General features: G+C 40.9%; 12 protein-coding genes. 5 read left to right on the forward strand and 7 right to left on the reverse strand.

Annotated elements, in window-relative coordinates; genetic code table 11:
* Positions 1 to 101 precede the first annotated feature (101 nt).
* Positions 102 to 1,478 carry a leucine-rich repeat protein gene (locus tag NNC77_RS10425; RefSeq protein ID WP_254970854.1) on the reverse strand — a complete coding sequence of 459 codons (1,377 nt, stop codon included), beginning with the start codon at positions 1,476 to 1,478 and terminating at the stop codon, positions 102 to 104.
* Positions 1,479 to 1,481: 3 nt separating this feature from the next.
* Entirely contained in the window at positions 1,482 to 2,669 is a 1,188-nt protein-coding gene (locus NNC77_RS10430) for an SIR2 family protein (protein ID WP_254970853.1), read from the reverse strand.
* 547 nt (positions 2,670 to 3,216) lie between these two features.
* Between NNC77_RS10430 and NNC77_RS10435 the strand changes: the two genes are divergently transcribed.
* Entirely contained in the window at positions 3,217 to 4,242 is a 1,026-nt protein-coding gene (locus NNC77_RS10435; RefSeq protein ID WP_254970852.1) for an IS110 family transposase, read from the forward strand.
* A 287-nt stretch (positions 4,243 to 4,529) separates the two neighbouring features.
* Positions 4,530 to 5,555, forward strand: coding sequence for an IS110 family transposase (locus tag NNC77_RS10440; protein ID WP_178519778.1), 1,026 nt, complete (start codon positions 4,530 to 4,532; stop codon positions 5,553 to 5,555).
* A gap of 243 nt (positions 5,556 to 5,798) precedes the next feature.
* Here NNC77_RS10440 and NNC77_RS10445 read toward each other — a convergent pair whose 3' ends face one another.
* Together NNC77_RS10445 and NNC77_RS10450 are read right to left on the reverse strand one after the other, a co-directional pair.
* On the reverse strand, positions 5,799 to 7,907 hold the full coding sequence (locus NNC77_RS10445; RefSeq protein ID WP_254970851.1) for a leucine-rich repeat protein: 2,109 nt from the start codon (positions 7,905 to 7,907) through the stop codon (positions 5,799 to 5,801).
* 78 nt (positions 7,908 to 7,985) lie between these two features.
* Positions 7,986 to 8,552, reverse strand: a complete 567-nt coding sequence (locus tag NNC77_RS10450; RefSeq protein WP_254970850.1) for a hypothetical protein — start codon at positions 8,550 to 8,552, stop codon at positions 7,986 to 7,988.
* Positions 8,553 to 8,731: 179 nt separating this feature from the next.
* Here NNC77_RS10450 and NNC77_RS10455 point away from each other — a divergent pair, with 179 nt between their 5' ends.
* Positions 8,732 to 8,881, forward strand: coding sequence for a hypothetical protein (locus NNC77_RS10455; RefSeq protein WP_254970849.1), 150 nt, complete (start codon positions 8,732 to 8,734; stop codon positions 8,879 to 8,881).
* Positions 8,882 to 9,062: 181 nt separating this feature from the next.
* Here NNC77_RS10455 and NNC77_RS10460 read toward each other — a convergent pair whose 3' ends face one another.
* Positions 9,063 to 10,112 carry a hypothetical protein gene (locus NNC77_RS10460; protein WP_254970847.1) on the reverse strand — a complete coding sequence of 350 codons (1,050 nt, stop codon included), beginning with the start codon at positions 10,110 to 10,112 and terminating at the stop codon, positions 9,063 to 9,065.
* A gap of 627 nt (positions 10,113 to 10,739) precedes the next feature.
* Here NNC77_RS10460 and NNC77_RS10465 point away from each other — a divergent pair.
* Positions 10,740 to 11,195 (forward strand): DUF6078 family protein, encoded by a 456-nt coding sequence (locus NNC77_RS10465; protein ID WP_118141200.1) that lies wholly within the window; start codon positions 10,740 to 10,742, stop codon positions 11,193 to 11,195.
* Between the two features lie 251 nt (positions 11,196 to 11,446).
* Entirely contained in the window at positions 11,447 to 13,333 is a 1,887-nt protein-coding gene (locus tag NNC77_RS10470) for a VapE domain-containing protein (protein WP_254970845.1), read from the forward strand.
* Between the two features lie 175 nt (positions 13,334 to 13,508).
* Here the strand turns inward: NNC77_RS10470 and nhaD are convergent, their stop codons facing one another.
* Together nhaD and NNC77_RS10480 are read right to left on the reverse strand one after the other, a co-directional pair.
* Positions 13,509 to 14,879, reverse strand: coding sequence for a sodium:proton antiporter NhaD (gene nhaD, locus NNC77_RS10475; protein ID WP_254970842.1), 1,371 nt, complete (start codon positions 14,877 to 14,879; stop codon positions 13,509 to 13,511).
* A gap of 382 nt (positions 14,880 to 15,261) precedes the next feature.
* Complete coding sequence (locus tag NNC77_RS10480; RefSeq protein WP_254970841.1) at positions 15,262 to 16,989, reverse strand: alpha-amylase family glycosyl hydrolase; 1,728 nt, start codon at positions 16,987 to 16,989, stop codon at positions 15,262 to 15,264.
* Positions 16,990 to 17,036 lie beyond the last annotated feature (47 nt).

Genomic DNA, 17,036 nt, shown 5'->3' on the forward strand with positions numbered 1-17,036 from the left:
CTTACGGACAAGACTCCTTTAAATGATTTGTTTAACAAAGCTGTTCCAACAGAAGAGACGGAGGATTGGCTATATCCTAGCCTTTTCAGCCCCGACGATTTCTAAACGGGACAGCAGTGTGTCAAAATATAAAAGTCAGATAAAACTTTCAAGTCTAAGAGACATGATACAAAAGGATTACCAACTATTATTTTTAATGTAGAAGGCAAAACCATTTTCTTTAATTGCAAACATCCTCTAAATGCACAATCTCCAATAGACAGCAATTTCTCAGGTAATACTATTTCTTTCAAATTGTTCAAGAATTCAAAAGCACCATTACCTATATATCGTACTGTTTTGGGGATGACAATTTCTTCTAAAGCAGATTCATTATCAGGGATTTGCATACTAAAAGCATTGTCACAAATTACAATAACACCATTTTTAATTTTGTATGAGACTATATTACAAGGACCACGGAATAATCTTTTTCCATCTGCACTATATAAAGCACCATATTCATCATAAACTGCACTTTTAAAATCATCATCTGATATTTTTGTAGGAAATACCATCATCGTATCAAATTGAGGTTTTGCTTGTAAAAAAGCTAGATAAGAGCACATGGAAAGATTCTTCTTTGCATTAACTAACAAAAAGATTGAAAGAAGAGTGTTTATCTCTTCCTTATCCATTAACTCTTGCAAAGCCGACAGCATTTTGCTCTTGCTCAAGTCACGATAATCCTCAGCAGAAAAGAGCAATCTATCAGCCGCACCATATTCATCAAGCAAGGATGGTTTCAAAGAAATAGCCTTCAATGACAAGGCGATGCTTGCCAAAGCAAAGTCATCGATGGTTTCATCAAAATCATCGACGGTTCGCAAAGGATGAGAAAAGTCCTTTGTACCAATTGTTGGAGACTTCTGTCCCTTCATAGCAGGAACAAACATACCATCATAATCTACCAATGTCAGATTTCCATCAGGACGAACCATGATGTTATCTGGCTTGATGTCACCATGAGCAAATGGTTGAGAACGAAGCCACGCTGCCATTTTACAAAAGCGATAGCAAAGCATAGCCATCGCATAATTGTCTTGATAGTTTTCTGCGATGTAAGTCTCCATCGTTTCACCATCAATCCAATCCATAAGAAGGACAGGAAACTCGTCTTCCTCACAACTGCTATCTACGAAGATTTCTTTATCTAAGTACTTTACAGAAGTAATATAAGAGGAATCAACGAACTCCAACTCATCTGCAATCTGGCGATAAGCCTCAGCTCTACCTTCTTGCTCTTCAGTAAAGCACTTCAATGCATAGCACTTCCCAGTTTGTTCATCTTTCATTTTGAACACGACGGCAAAGGCACCACTGCTACGATAGGGTTCACCATGATCGTCAAGCACTGGTACCAAATGAGCCAACTCTCCAAGATTGTCACTTGCATCTTGGATAGCTCTTACATATTCAGATATTAATGGGTATTGCATAAGCTACAAATTAAATTGTGAAAAATCTACCTCACCAACCCCCATTTTTATTATTTCTGCCTTTATTTCTCTAGCAAAAGCAGAAACGTTTTCTGAAGGTTTTGGATCAATTAAATATACTTTTTTAGACACATTACCCAAATTTTTCTTTATACTTTCATTTATTACTTTATCCTTACATCCGTAGCCAATTATAATCAAACAATTAGCCTTTCTTAGGTTTTGCTTGAAATTTTCTTGCAACCTTCTCCATATTAATGAGTCACCATACATTTTACATTTGGTATTTGTACCAGATAAAAAATACGGATGTTCAGCAAAAGGATAAGCCCCATATTCATCTTTTCCTTCTATCTCTTCCAGTATATTTTTGTAGTTTATCCCAAAAGGAATTTTGAGACAAGCATCCGGTTCTAATACAATAGACTCCTTACCCCTTGAATGTAACACATAATTTAAACTGCCATGGAGCTTATACAATCTTATTGCCTTATCTTTATAGTTATTCGTAAATCTTGCTAGTCTACAATGGTATCTCACATTGTATTCTTTGTTTTCATATATGCCATAATAAGGTGATCCAATCTCTGTAAATCCGTCCGAAAAGTTCATCTGCAAATTGGCAGTCTCTATAAGCTGCTCAAAAAGCAAGTCATGATTTAATGTATGTACATTTATAACATATTGCCTAGCAACATGAGATAAGAAATCTTCCAAGCCATCGTATACGTCTAAATTATTATATGGTGTCGTTAACTGACAATTTATTAGTTTATTATAAATCTCTGTAATACAACATACATAATCTCCCAGAGTTATTCTCTCTGTAACAAACTTATTAATCACCTCCTCATATCGCCCAACACGAACACTACTACTATGAAGAAAATCATAAAATTCTTCATAGTCAAAACATTCAAATTCTCGGCTATACAAAGATATTATTTCGAAGAGAAGCTTTCTCGCATTTTTATCCTTATCTTGAGAATACACATCTGTATTACGAATATTATTACTATTATTTAGATAACTTTCGCTTAAAGACTTCAAGTTTTTATTAAGGATTCTAGCAGTTGGCAATCCTGCAGGAGCAGAAAAGCCAGCACCAAATAGCAAAGCTACTTGTTTTCTTTCATTCATTGGATTAGGATTTGCCCCATATTCCAAATCTATATTATCACCTTTCTTCATTGTATATTATTTTTTATCAGTTCAGCAAAATGCCTGCTTTCGATTCTGCAAATTTAAACAAATATGAACAACTTTGCAAAGTTTTTCTCATCATTTAACTATATTTCGAAATAAAACTCTTGTTGTTTGAGCAACCAATTATATGGTAGTTCCTTTAAGACCACTTACATATCAATCATATTTATCACATTGAACAACTGCGTCTTAATCAGTAAATTAACAGAAACGGTTTAACCTCATTCACATTTTTGCAATTTATTTACACAACAAAAATTAGTCAAAGGTCTCTTTCATAGCCCTTTCACCGAATCGAGATATTATCTCTTCCTCTTTGCTTGATGGCAAGGACCAACATGACATAAAAGCACAACCACCAACACTTGTAACACTATCTTTTACCTTTGCACCTGGAAACAAGTTTAAACGAATTGGTTAACGGGTGTTAAGGTGAACTGTATGTCACGCTAGAATATCACTATTTTTTGATTCAGTCCTTCGCCAAACCAAATGTTTTCTTGTTTCCATTTAATGCTAAAATGTCAATAATATGGATAAGGAACTTTACTTTGGCGTAGATGTCTCCAAGAAGACTCTCGACCTTGCTTATTATGATGGTGAAACCATCGACTGGAAGAATGCTCATATTAAGGTGAGCAATGATGATGCTGGGTTCAAAAAGATTGGCTCCTGGGTCGCAAAGGTAGGAAAAGACTTCGATACCTTTTTGTTCTGTATGGAATATACTGGACTCTATAACCAAAACTTCAGATTATGGCTGGAATCCAAAGAATATATCTATGGTATGGTGGAACCTCGCAAAATGCATCGCTTCGAGCCAGACTTGGATGATGACCAGCGCTCTCTAGACCGTATCAAGACTGATGAACTGGATGCTTTCAGAATAGCAATCTATTGTGAGCAGAACCACAAGAAGATTCTTCGCAATCCATCCAAACTTCCTTCACCTGTCTATTTCAAGTTGAAGAGATTGCTGGCTGAGCGTAAGCAGAACACCAAACAGTCTGTTCTTTACAAGCAACAGCTTCATGATATCTGCGCATACGACACTGACTTATCCGTTGAACGCAAGAAACTCCTGCTGAAGAACATGCAGGAAAACCAGAAAGCAATAGACAAGGAGATTGACAGCTACATGAATGAAGATACAAGCATCAGAAAGAATTACAATCTGCTGACCTCCATTCCTGGCATTGGTCGCATCATAGCGTTGGAAACCATTGTATTGACGGAAAATTTCACTGCAATCAGCAATCCTCGCAAATATGCCTGTTACATAGGAATAGCCCCTTTTAAAAAGGAATCTGGTACCTCAGTAAGAAAGAAAACGGGTGTTTCCAAGAAAGGCTTTTCTGAAGCCAAGGCAGACTTATCCATAGCTGTCCTTTCCGCCATAAAGAACAATCCTTCAATAAGAGACTATTGGATACACAAGAGAAAGGATAAATGCGGTGGTATCGTACTCAATGCCATCAAGTTCAAGCTAGTCCTTCGTATGTTTGCCGTGATAAAGCGTGGAACACCATACGTGGAGACAGATGCATACAAGAACTAAAATGCAGCAAAAGTGAACTATCGCACTTCTTAGAGCATAACTATTTCCCGACTAAGTCTTTTGTCTGCGTTTTTTTCACTACCTTTGCCGGAGCATCTGAAATGGAAGGAACTCCGGACGGGGGTAGTGAACTATTTTGTCTTAGACAAAGACCTTTCCCTGATCTAGTCTCCCCAGCCTGAAATGCCAGGTCAAGTGCCGTTTAGGGAATTAGCCGTGGAAGCTTTTAAAAGATGTGGCTTACCCTGACATAGAGAGCTCCTTCCTGCAAAATGCGGTACAAAGGTATGAAAAATAAATCATTTATCGGCATCGACATCTCAAAAAATGTCATTGACGTATCAATTTTCTGTGAAGAAACCCCAATTAAGGACTTTTCTCACGATGTATTCAACAATTCCCGCAAGGGATTTGGCGAAATGTGCACATGGCTCAAGAAGAATCATGTGGTTCTCTCGAACTGTCTCTTCGGAATGGAGTTCACCGGCAGCTATTCCATGGAGCTGGAGAAGTTTCTTAATGCCAGAAACTATCAGTTCTGCATGCTCTCCACCCATGTGGTAAAGCATTATCCCATGGGGCCCAAGGACAAGAGCGACAAGATTGACTCTGCCAAGATTGCAGACTTTCTCTATCGCTATAATGGTACTGAATGTGTCAAGCCTTATAATATGCCTGACAAGACCATGCAGAGACTCAAGGCACTGATGAATGAGCGTAAGTTCCTGGTGGAACAGCGTACATGCTTCATGAACAGAAGACAGCTATGCATCACAAAGGAAGATGCCCAGTTATATGATGGCTACATCAAAAAATTCAGCCGTGACATTGAGAACATCGAGTTGGAAGAACAGAAGTTGCTGGCTACAGACGATAGCCTCTTGTCTACTTACAAGAATCTTCTGACAATACCGGGAATAGGCTTCGTCAATGCCATAAATGTCATTGTCATTACCCGAAACTTTACCGCTTTTGAAACAGCAAGGCAATATGCCAGTTATGTTGGCGTGGCACCGCACTTCCGCACTTCAGGCACCAGTGTGAAATGGCGTCCCCGACCTTCAGCACGCTGTGATGGTCAGGCGAAAGCAGATCTATCCATGGCGGCCACAGTTGTTGTACAATATGATGCAGAGTTACAATCATTTTATAACCGTAAATTAGGAGGTAAGCAAGATTCAGACACAAAACGCAAGGCATTGAATGCCGTTAAGTTCAAACTTGTTCTCAGAATGTTCGCTATAGGTAAGCAGAACAGAAAATGGGAACCGTTGGATTCAAAGAGCAGCAATGAAAAACTTGCAATATCATAAGTCCGAAACAAGGGAACTATAGCAGTCTGTGCTACTGCCATTTAGAGTCTTGTAAAGACACAAACACGGATAACTAATTAGGAATCTAGCCACACGCTATTAAAAGAACGAGTTCCGTGTTGATTTGTAACAGAAAAATCATTTTTGACCATTTCTGCTACCGATATTTTAGTGCCTGTATGTTCCAAAATACCTCTTTTGTATTTATTAACACAAAAAGTTGCTCAAAAATTTGGCTATGTCTTAGGAATCGGGAATATTTATACTAGACAAGGAGCCACAATTAGAAAAAGCAAAGTCCCCAATACTTGTTACATTCTCAGGAATTACAACTTTTGATAAAGAATTGCATCCCCAAAATGCATTAATACCAATATATTTAACACTATTAGGTATAACAACATTTTTTAAAGAAGAACACCCACTAAAAGTACCATTATCTATTCTATCAATTTCTCCGAGAATATCTATACTCTGCAAAGCCCAACATCTTCGAAAAGCTCCAGCACCTATTTTCACTACACTTTCAGGAATTACAATACTAGACAAGGAATTGCAACCACAAAAAGCATTTGCACCAATACATATTACTCCTTCTGAAATAATAACACTGGACAAGATATTGCAATACATAAATGCTCCATCACCAATACATGTTACACACTCGGGAATAACATACTTTTTTACTCTTTTACGAAATGATATTATTTTTGTTTTATTTTTGTTATATAGAACTCCATCTTCATACACAAAATTAGAAGATAAAAACTGTAACTGTCCATTCCATCCCGCAAATGGATTCCCAGTCATCAATCTAACGCCACTAGGAACAGCTATACTTTCCAAAGAGCTACATCCTCTAAAAACGCCATTTCCCAAACCTGTAACGCTAGCAGGGATATTAATATTCGCCAAAGAATTGCATTCTGCAAAAGCAAAATCATCAATACTTAACACACCATCAGGAATCATTATGCGTCTTAAAGAACGACACCCAGAAAAAACAGATTTTGTAATGAACTTTATTTTATTAGGAAGAATTATTTCCTCTAAAGAACAACAATAACGAAAAGCACCATTTTCTATACTTACAACACTATTGGAGATAACAATGCTTGATAAAGATTTACATCTATTAAAAGCATCTTTACCAATATACACAACATTACTAGGAATAACAATACTTTTCAAAGGAACTCCATTAAAGGCACATTCACCAATCATCGTTAAACTTTCTGGAAGAAAAACACTCCAAAATTGTGTATGCTCAAAAGCCCTGTTACAAATTATCATGGTTCCGCTTTTTATTATATATTTACCACAACAACGTCCTGCATTTATAAGTTTTCTACCATCTCTACTATAAAGACATCTAAAATCATCCCTAACAGCTGTTGAGAGTTCTTCATTTGTCACTTCTGTAGATAAAAGCTCTATTTTATTCTTAGGTTTCTTCCCTACAAACAATCTAAAGGAACAGAGAGCAAGATTCTTCTTGGCTTTAGCCAAGAAGAACATAGAAAGAAGAGTAGTTAATTCCTCGTTATTCATCTGCTCCTGCAAAGCTGCCATAACTTTGCTCTTACTCAAATCACAATAATCCTCAGCAGAAAAGAGCAATCTATCTGCTGCACCATATTCATCAAGCAATGATGGTTTTAAGGAAATAGCCTTTAGAGACAAGGCAATGCTTGCCAATGCAAAGTCATCAATAGTTTCATCGAAATCATCAATGGTTCGCAATGGATGAGAGAAGTCCTTAGTACCGATGGTTGGAGACTTCTGTCCTTTCATGGCAGGAACAAACATACCATCATAATCCACCAAGATCAATATACCATCAGGACGAACAATGATATTATCAGGTTTGATATCGCCATGAGCGAATGGCTGAGAACGAAGCCACGCTACCATTTTACAGAAGCGATAGCACAGCATTCCCATCGCATACTCATCCTGGTAGTTGTTGGCGATGTAAGTCTCCATCGTCACACCTTCCACCCAATCCATCAGCAACACAGGAAACTCATCTTCCCCACAGCTACTATCCACGAAGATTTCCTTCTCCAGATACTTCACGGAAGTAACATAAGAGGAATCAACGCAATCCAGCTCATCAGCTATCAGCCGATAAGCCTCAGCTCTCCCCTCTTGCTCTTCCAAAAAGCACTTCAAAGCATAGCATTTCCCTGTCTGTTCATCTTTCATTTTGAACACGACGGCAAAGGCACCACTGCTACGATATGGTTCACCATGATCATCTAGCACTGGTACCAAATGAGCCAACTCATCAAGATTGTTACTTGCATCTTGTATGGCTCTAACATATTCTGATATCAAAGGATATTGCATTGACTTTTTCTGTTAATTGTTTTGCCCCAAAGGTACAAAAGACTTACGATACTACCAAACCATTAGCTATTTTTTCACCTAATTTAATATAGTACCATCCTGTACATCTTTGCCTATTTCATCAAGAACCTGAGAGTAACATTGCTTGGTTCTGAAAAAGTCATTAAGAATCGCAGCAAGATAGGCTTTTGTATTTGGAATGTTGTGCATTAGCAAACATTGCAACTTAGACAGAATATAATAAGACTTTTCTTCCTCATACAGAATATACAAGACAGTATTATGCACTAAATGATTAGTACGATTAACAGCCTTTTTCATATTCTCTACATCTTGGAGATTCTCCGAATCCACCATATCCCAATGAAGGTCCCAAATTGTAATAAAGGCTGATTCGTTTGATGCCTCTATCATAAACTTCTCATTTTGATACGTGAAGTAAATGTCATCGTGCTCTATACGAACTTCACAATTAAGCTGGCGAAGCAACTCAAGGCACAAGTCTCTAGTACCAATACTCTCATTGCTATCATTAGATGGCGAGATAGAACTAACGATTTCATCCATCTCTTTTTCTGCTCTTTTCTGGCGGATGTAATACATCAAACTTATGCCAATCAATACTGAAATAATTGGTAACATCATAATTATAATCTTTTTAAATTAATACTTTATGAGATGGCAAAGTTAGTTCTTTTTTTGCAAACAGATGTACAAACTCGGGAAAAACTTACCTCCACAAGCCTTGTGGAGCCTAAACATTTGTAGCATCCACCACCATTTATTATTTTTGCTGCCAAAATAACAATAAAAATAATAGGAATATGGAAAGACTCTTTTTTTTCGTGATTGCCGTTGCATTAGCATTCGGCGTTGGTTACCTGGGAAGAAACAGAAAGATTGGTTTCGGATGGGCTTTTGGTATCTCACTTATCAATGTAGTGATTGGTCTCATTGTCGTATTATGCTCTTAGAAGAAAACGCCAAATGAGCTTGAAAAGAAGAACTAAGTTGAAGATTTGGGGATGGGCATGTATTCTGATTGGAGTAATTGGCTTTATCAGTATCATTATGCGTGGCAACCCAAACCTCGGACCGAGCGTTTGGGTTGCCATAGGAGTCTATTTGTTATACAGGAAGAATACCTAAGAAAATTCACTTCCACTCCACAAGCTTTCTATCCAATGGTATCTTCTTGGGTTCACCACGATTGCCATCAATGAAATAACTCCCGGCTAGACTTTCATCAAACTGGAGAGTGAAGGCTTGGCGGATACGGGCGCATTTCTCATTGATAGAATTAGACAATGGATTCGTCAGGGCTTCGATGCTCTGGCGAATCTTCTCTTCTGAAAGATGTGCCCCGTTGTTGTTCGATTTCTTGCGAATATCCACATAGATATCATATAGCTCTTCCCTATAATCCGACAGACATTTGAAAAGGATTCCCTCCTCATGACGTAAAAAGAGAATATACACCGCCTTTACCAATGGCTCCATCTTGATAGTCATATCATGATAGTCGGGCAGTATGATATCGTAATTCTCCGTGATGACCATTCTACTCAGATTCTTGGGTGGAAAGAGATACTGCTTCAGCACCCAATCGCTTACCCCGCCAAGACGTAAGTCCTGTACCTGCCGGTACACCTCCTTCATCTTCTGCCTGATATCATAGCTGAATGTTTCATCTGCCGGAATCGGTTTAGGATCAAATATACTGTATGGAAAATCATCGACAGAGCTGAACATCACTTTGCAATCCGGCAACTTATTATACGCAGCCTGCATCAATGGCATAAAATCCTCATCTTCCTCTATAGACAAAGAATAGGAATTGACATAATATATGCCGTCCTCCTCATGGTCTAGCTGTAAGATGCTAGGACGTAATTTCTCCTTATTCTTTACTTCTACCAATTGCGACAACAGCAAATCGGAAGGAACAGAGATGTTCAAATCCTCTTTATTCATCGCAGGATAGCTGTAGAGAGCTGTCTTCTTGATATGAGGACCCAGAAATGGGAAATAATTAAAATGAATTGACTTGCTGATAAACAAGTTGTTGATATCCACGAAATGGTTGATGATGGAAAGGTTCAACTTTTCATCATACCCATTCTCTACAAAGAACACCTCACCATGTAGGCGTGTTGGGAAGTCGCGAAACTTCAATACCTTTTTTCTTCCAATCTTTCCGGTCATTGCTTATCACTTGTTATATGGTTGATTACAGTATTGTACATATCAGAGCTATCTTCTTCTGCATTTATCGAATAGCTAAACGCCGAACATGGCAAAAAGAACCAAAAAGACTCACCCTGAGCGCGCTGTTCTAAAGGGAAGCGGGGGGGGTGAGTATGTTGTTACAAAGGTACAAATGTTATTCGAAACAACAAAACTTTTAGCTAAAAAGTTTCGAAAAAAGTTGTGTGATGGGGAATTATAATAAAAAGGAGGGGTATCAGCAGCACATGATTCTTTCAACAAAAGGGAGGAAGTTTAGAAAGAAGTACGCAAGCGATAAAGGACCAACAATTACACGCACGTATAAATCTTTTTTTCTCGAAAAAGTATCAAAGTCTCATTTTTAGGCATAAAACGAGGCTTATATCTTTAATACACAATACTTTATCACGAATGAGACTTCTCTGAAAATGAATGGAGAAGTATCATGGAAGTATCATAAACTAGCGAGAAGTATCATGATTTCTTGCTTGCATCGAAAAAAAAATGCTTTATGAAGTGATAATAATAGCATTTTTAAGGCAATAAACAGGATGTTTTTGCGTTTAGTAAAACAGAATGTTTTATTCTTAATACTTAAGAAACATGGATGAAAAGGAATTACTGAAAAAGGCTTTTGAGTACGGAAACGTACCTAGCAACATCACCTACTGTTTCACCGAACCATGTCCGATGAAAAACAAATGTATTCACTATCTATCCGGTCTCTATAAAAACGAGAAGACTGATAGAGGGGATGCCATCTTCCCAAATGCCCTGAAAAACGGGAATTGCAAGTACTTCGCTCCGCTGCGTGTCGTGAAAATGGCATGGGGATTCGACAAACTCTTTGCCGAAATGAAAGTGAAAGACGCTCCTGCACTGCGCGCCGAAATGAGAGACTACCTCGGCAGCAAAGGACAATACTACCGTTACAAACTGGGACAACTGAAACTTCTGCCGGAACAACAGGCATATATCAAACAGCTCTTCGCCAGATACGGATATAAAGATGTTGAATTCGACCATTTCTCAGAAGAGATTGATTTCACTAAAAGCTAATCTTTTTCTCTGCCCTCCAGATGTTCCAGCCATGCCATTTAAGCGGTCCCACAGAGAACACGTGACGGGCTACCGGTGAACACGTGACGGGCTACTAGAGAACAAGTGACGGGCAGCCATTGCCCGCATAACGGGAAAGGAGTGCCCAATTTATCAACCAAACTTTGGGCAACGCCAACAAGAGTTTATAGTTTATAGTTGACAGTTTATAGTTAATAGTTAACAAAGAAACATCCTAATCAATATATTCAATGAAGATAACAATCGTTCATACAAACAATAAGAAGCAGCTCCTCGTCAGCACCAAGACGATGGAGAAGTTGCTGCAACGTATCGCAAAAGATGACAGCAGACTTACTGTTACCCATTTCCGCGAATACGTGACCTATATGAAAAGCAGCTACGAATATTACAAGGATATGCCAACATGGATGCACATCTACCCCGCTGCTGAATTCGCCAAAGACGAAAACAGCAACCTGAAGATGAAGGCGTGCAACGGTATCCTGCTGCTGAAATTCGGAAACATCACGGATGTGGACGGCGTGGAGGGCGTGAAGCGCTCGGTTGCCATGCTGCCTTCTACCTTTGCTGCGTTGGAAGGTGCTGATGGCAAGTCGGTTATCGTATTGGTGAAATTCAGCAACGAAGATGACTTGCTGCCTGCAGAGGAGGCGGATGCCGAACGACTGTACCGCATCGCTTACCAGCAGATTTTGCCTGTATATCAGGCGATTGCCAAGGCTTCGGTGCTCACAGACGGACCGAAACCTTCTATCGAAGCGGGCTCTAACCTGTCTTTTGAGCCTTCGATGCACAACAGTTTTATGATGACGCTCGATGCGAAACCTTATTTCAACAGTAAGGCGGTAGCGATGAAAATTGACAGCAACATACACCCTCAGAACCAGGCTTTCAACACGGAAAATAATCAGCAGATGAATCCTGGTTCCGACACTTCGGAAGAAGAAAAGAAAGTTGACAAGAACAGCGTTCGCGAGAATATCATGAGCATGATGCAGCTGCTGAAAAGTAAATATAACTTCAGATACAACACGGTGATGAAATTCGTGGAATACATGCCGAAAGAGAAAGGTTGGTATGGTTTCCAGCCCGTAGATCCGAGAGTGCAGAAGCGCATGACGCTGGAGGTGCAGCTTGCCGATATCCGAGTGAGCATCAAGGATGTCAGGAATTTTCTAGAGTCTGATTATATCAAGAATTATAATCCGATAGATGAATATCTCTTCCAATGCTACGACAAATGGGATGGAAAAGACCATATACGTGCCTTGGCTCGTACGGTTCCTACCAACAATCCTTACTGGGCAGACTGGTTCTACACCTGGTTTCTGGGCATGGTTGACCAGTGGCGCGGCTTTACCCATCGCCAGTATGGCAACTCGGTGGCTCCGCTTCTCATTTCCAAGCAGGGTTACAACAAGAGTACTTTCTGTCGCCGGCTGTTGCCACCGGAACTGCAGTGGGGATATAACGATAATCTGATTCTGTCAGAAAAACGTCAGGTTTATCAGGCGATGGCGCAGTTTATGGTCATCAATCTTGATGAGTTCAACCAGATTTCTCCACAGGTGCAGCAGGGATTTCTGAAGAATCTCATCCAGTTGCCTACGCTGAAATACAAGCCTCCGTATGGCAGTCATGTCATGGAATTTCCTCGTCTCGCCTCGTTCATCGCCACGAGCAACATCACGGATATTCTCACCGACCCATCCGGCAACAGAAGGTTTATAGGCGTGGAACTGACGGGACCGATCGATGTGAGTGTGCGTCCGAACTATCAGCAACTTTTCGCCCAGGCGCTGACCGCCTTACACAATGGCGAGAAGAGTTATTTTGATGCGGAACAGGTGAAGTTGATCATGAAGAACAACTGCCAGTTTGAGGTGGCTGAGCCGATAGACCAGTATTTCCAGCTCTATTTTGATTTGGTTGAGAATGAGAAAGAAGGCGAATATCTGACTGCCGCCGAGATTTTCGACTATCTGAAAAAGCAGATAGGTTCATCGCTCAAGGTGAACAGTTTGATGGGATTCGGCAGGAAACTGGCGAATATGAGTGAGTTAAAACACAAGAGATTTGCAGATGGAATGAAGTACCTTGTAAAGAAAAAGTGAAATAGTGATACTTCTATGAGACTTTAATGAGACTTCTCGGCACCAAAACCGAGAAGTCTCATTCTCTTTATCTTGTTATCTATCAAGTCTTTAAGTCAATATTTTCAATAGAAAATGAGACTTTGAGACTTTTTCTTCAAAAAAACTTTTTCACGTAAGAGAAAAGTATTATCCTTTAGATAGCATAAAGGAAGGTGCGGATGAACCAGTAGCTGATGATACCTGCGAGATAACCTACGAAAGCTATCCAGGAGATGTGCTTCATATACCAGCCGAAGGTAATCTTCTCCAAGCCCATTACTACCACACCAGCGGCACTACCGATAATCAGCATTGAACCACCGACACCGGCACAGTAGGCGAGCAACTGCCAGAAGATGCCATCCACAGCCATATCGCCAGCGGCTGCCACAGGATACATTCCCATACATCCGGCTACCAGAGGTACGTTGTCAACGATACTTGAAAGTACACCAATGATACCTGTTACCAAGTAGTGGTTGCCATCGAATACGACGTTCAGGCCCTGCCCCAAAGCAGTCAATACGCCAATCTCAGCCAGGCAGGATACTGCCATCAGGATACCGAGGAAGAAGAGGATGGTACTCATATCAACACGAGAAAGCAACTTGGTTACTCGCTTCTGAGTACCCTCGGCATCAGCTCCACGATGCAAACTGCGATAGAAAACTTCGGTAGCAGTCCAGAGAACGCCCAATACCAGGAGGATTCCTACGAATGGAGGCAAGTGGGTGATACTCTTGAAGATAGGAACGAAGATCAAACCGCCTACTCCCAACCAGAACACTGCCTTGCGCTGACCTTCGGTGAAATCGCTGACCGATGCATTCTGCTGGGCAGAAACCTCAGGCATCACGAGTTCGCCCTTCAACATGGTCTGAAGGATGAGGGCTGGAATCACCATGGAAACCACAGACGGGATGAAGATTTCGGCGATAACGCCGGCTGCAGTAATCAATCCCTTGTTCCAGAGCATGATGGTGGTAACATCGCCGATTGGTGAGAAGGCACCACCCGAATTGGCTGCGATGATGACGAGGGATGCATAAACCATGCGGTCCTTGTGGTCGGTGACGAGCTTTCGGAGAATCATGATCATCACGATACTGGTGGTCAGATTGTCGAGGATAGCAGAGAGGAAGAAGGTAAGGATAGCGATACGCCAGAGGAGCGCACGCTTCGACTTGGTCTTCATCACCTTGCGAACCCAGTTGAATCCGCCGTTCTGGTCAACGATTTCCACGATGGTCATCGCACCCATCAGGAAGAAGAGTGTTGTAGCGGTATCGCCCAAATGTTCCTGGATGATTCCGGTCACCTTCTCCACCATTCCAGCAGCACCGCCTGTATAATCAGGATGCATCAACTGGAGATACTGCATTGGATCCACCATGTAGAGGGTCCAACAACCTACCAACATCAACAGGGCTATCGCTGCCTTGTTTACCTTAGTCAAGCTTTCGGTGGCAATGAGTGCATAGCCGAGTACGAAAACGACAATAATAGAAATTGTAAGTGTAGTCATTACTTTTTATTTATTATTAGATATTCTTTTTTCCTTTATGTATGATTTGGTACCCACAATTGCCAAACGGCTGCAAAGATACAAAAAGAAAAGCAATAACCACACGATTCCTTATTATAATTGTATGAAATCGTTTACTTAATTACGGATTTAACCTAAATAATAACAGATTTCGACCAGTATGGTTGAGGCATTTCATAAAACATGTAACATAAAACATGAAATAGATATAAAACGTTATGGAAATGCAAAAAAAAATCCGAAACAGATAGCTGCCAACGCTTCTGTTTCGGATTATCTTTTTGTATTCTTTCTTATTTTTCCTTAAAATCCATGCGGATTCTGATATTTAATAAAGCCTAGCAATAATCATGTTCACAGGTTATTTTTCCACCTTGAATACGGCGGCACTAATGCCTGAAGCTTTGATAGCATCGGTCTTCTTGCCTGATTTATATACAACCTTGCCTGTAGAAAGAACAGAAACTGCCTTGCCACCTACAGAGCTGATGTTGAGAGAGGCTGCCTTGGCACCAGGATTCACGACAACAACATACTTCTCATCACCCAAAGTGCGCTCATATACCATCGGATATTCCTGACCCTTCTGGTTCAGGAGCTTCCAATCGCCCTCATTGTCAAGAGCCTTGGCTGAATGACGCAAAGCGGTCAGCTTACGGGTATATGACAACAGAGAATTCTGATCTCCCTGCTGAGCCTCAACGGTCAACTTTCCGTTTTCCGTATCTACAGGGAAGTAGAGTTTATCAGGCGCACTCGTTGAGAAGCCGGCATTCTTGCCCTTGGTCCACTGCATCGGAGTGCGGGTACCAGAGCGCTCATTGCTACCCTCCTTGTTAGGGAGATTCATCTGATACTTCATACCAATCTCATCACCATAATAGATAAATGGAACACCTGGCATGGTGAGGAAGAAGGTCATCGCCACCTTCAGCTGGTCTGGCGTGTTGCGGGTACCGATGTTAGGACGCTGGTAATCGTGGTTGGCTGATGGAACAGCGATGTAGCCGAGATTCTTGGTGGCATTGAAAGCCTTGGTATAGTTCTCGCTAAATTCCTTAAGCGAACCCTTGCCCTGCTTGTCGAAATAGCAGTTCTGATAGCTCTGCTCCCACTTGCCCCATGGAGTCTTGCGGTCGAAGAACAGAGAGGCATAGCCCTTGAGACCGAAATGGATGTAGAAATCGATGTTGAAGCCAGCAGGAATGGCTTGCTGCGGATTAGCCCACTCTGAAATCAGGACGGTCTCAGGATAGTACTTGTCCTTCCATGCACGCATCTCATTCCAAAGTTTGGAAACCTCCTTCTTGTCAGGGTCGTTCTTGATGAGCGATGACGCCATATCAACACGGAATCCATCCACACCCTTATCAAACCAGAAAGCCATGATGTTACGTATTTCCCTGCGAACAGCCTGTGGTCCAGGCGCATCTACACTCTGCTCCCAAGGATGATTTGGGTCTGGATGAGCAAAGCCATAGTTCAAGGCTGGCTGGCACTCGAAGAAATTCTTCTCATAATACTTGGCACGAGGAGCATTCGCCTCCACATATCTGCCTCGGGTACTAGACTCCGGACTTGCCTCCTGATGACGGGCTTCTATTTCTTTCTTCTCGCTCTCAGGAATATCGTTCATCCAGATATAATAGTCGCTGTAACGCTGGTTAGGATCTTTCTCGGAAGACTCCTTAAACCAGGCACACTTGGTGCTGGAATGTCCTGCCACCAGGTCGAGACAAACCTTCATGCCACGCTTATGGGCCTCATTGACCAATGTAACCAAATCGGTATTGGTACCGAATCGAGGATCCACCTTGTAGAAATCGATGACATCATAGCCACCATCAAACCATCCCGACTCAAAGATCGGATTGAGCCAGAGGGCGTTCACACCCAGCGACTTGATGTAATCCAACTTGGAAGTGATACCCGGCAGATCGCCAATACCATTGCCATCAGTATCCATATAGGAAGATGGATAAATCTGATAGAAAAGTGCATCACTCAACCAAACCGGTCCCTTCTTCTGTTCTGCCTGAGCAGAAAGTGTGGTTGCCGCCAAAGCAGCAACCAACAACATTTTATTCATTCTTTTCATGAGCATCATTATTAATTCAAGAAAACTTTCTTTCATAA

The organism is Segatella copri (assembly GCF_024330485.1).
GTDB classification, from domain to species: Bacteria; Bacteroidota; Bacteroidia; order Bacteroidales; family Bacteroidaceae; genus Prevotella; species Prevotella copri_L.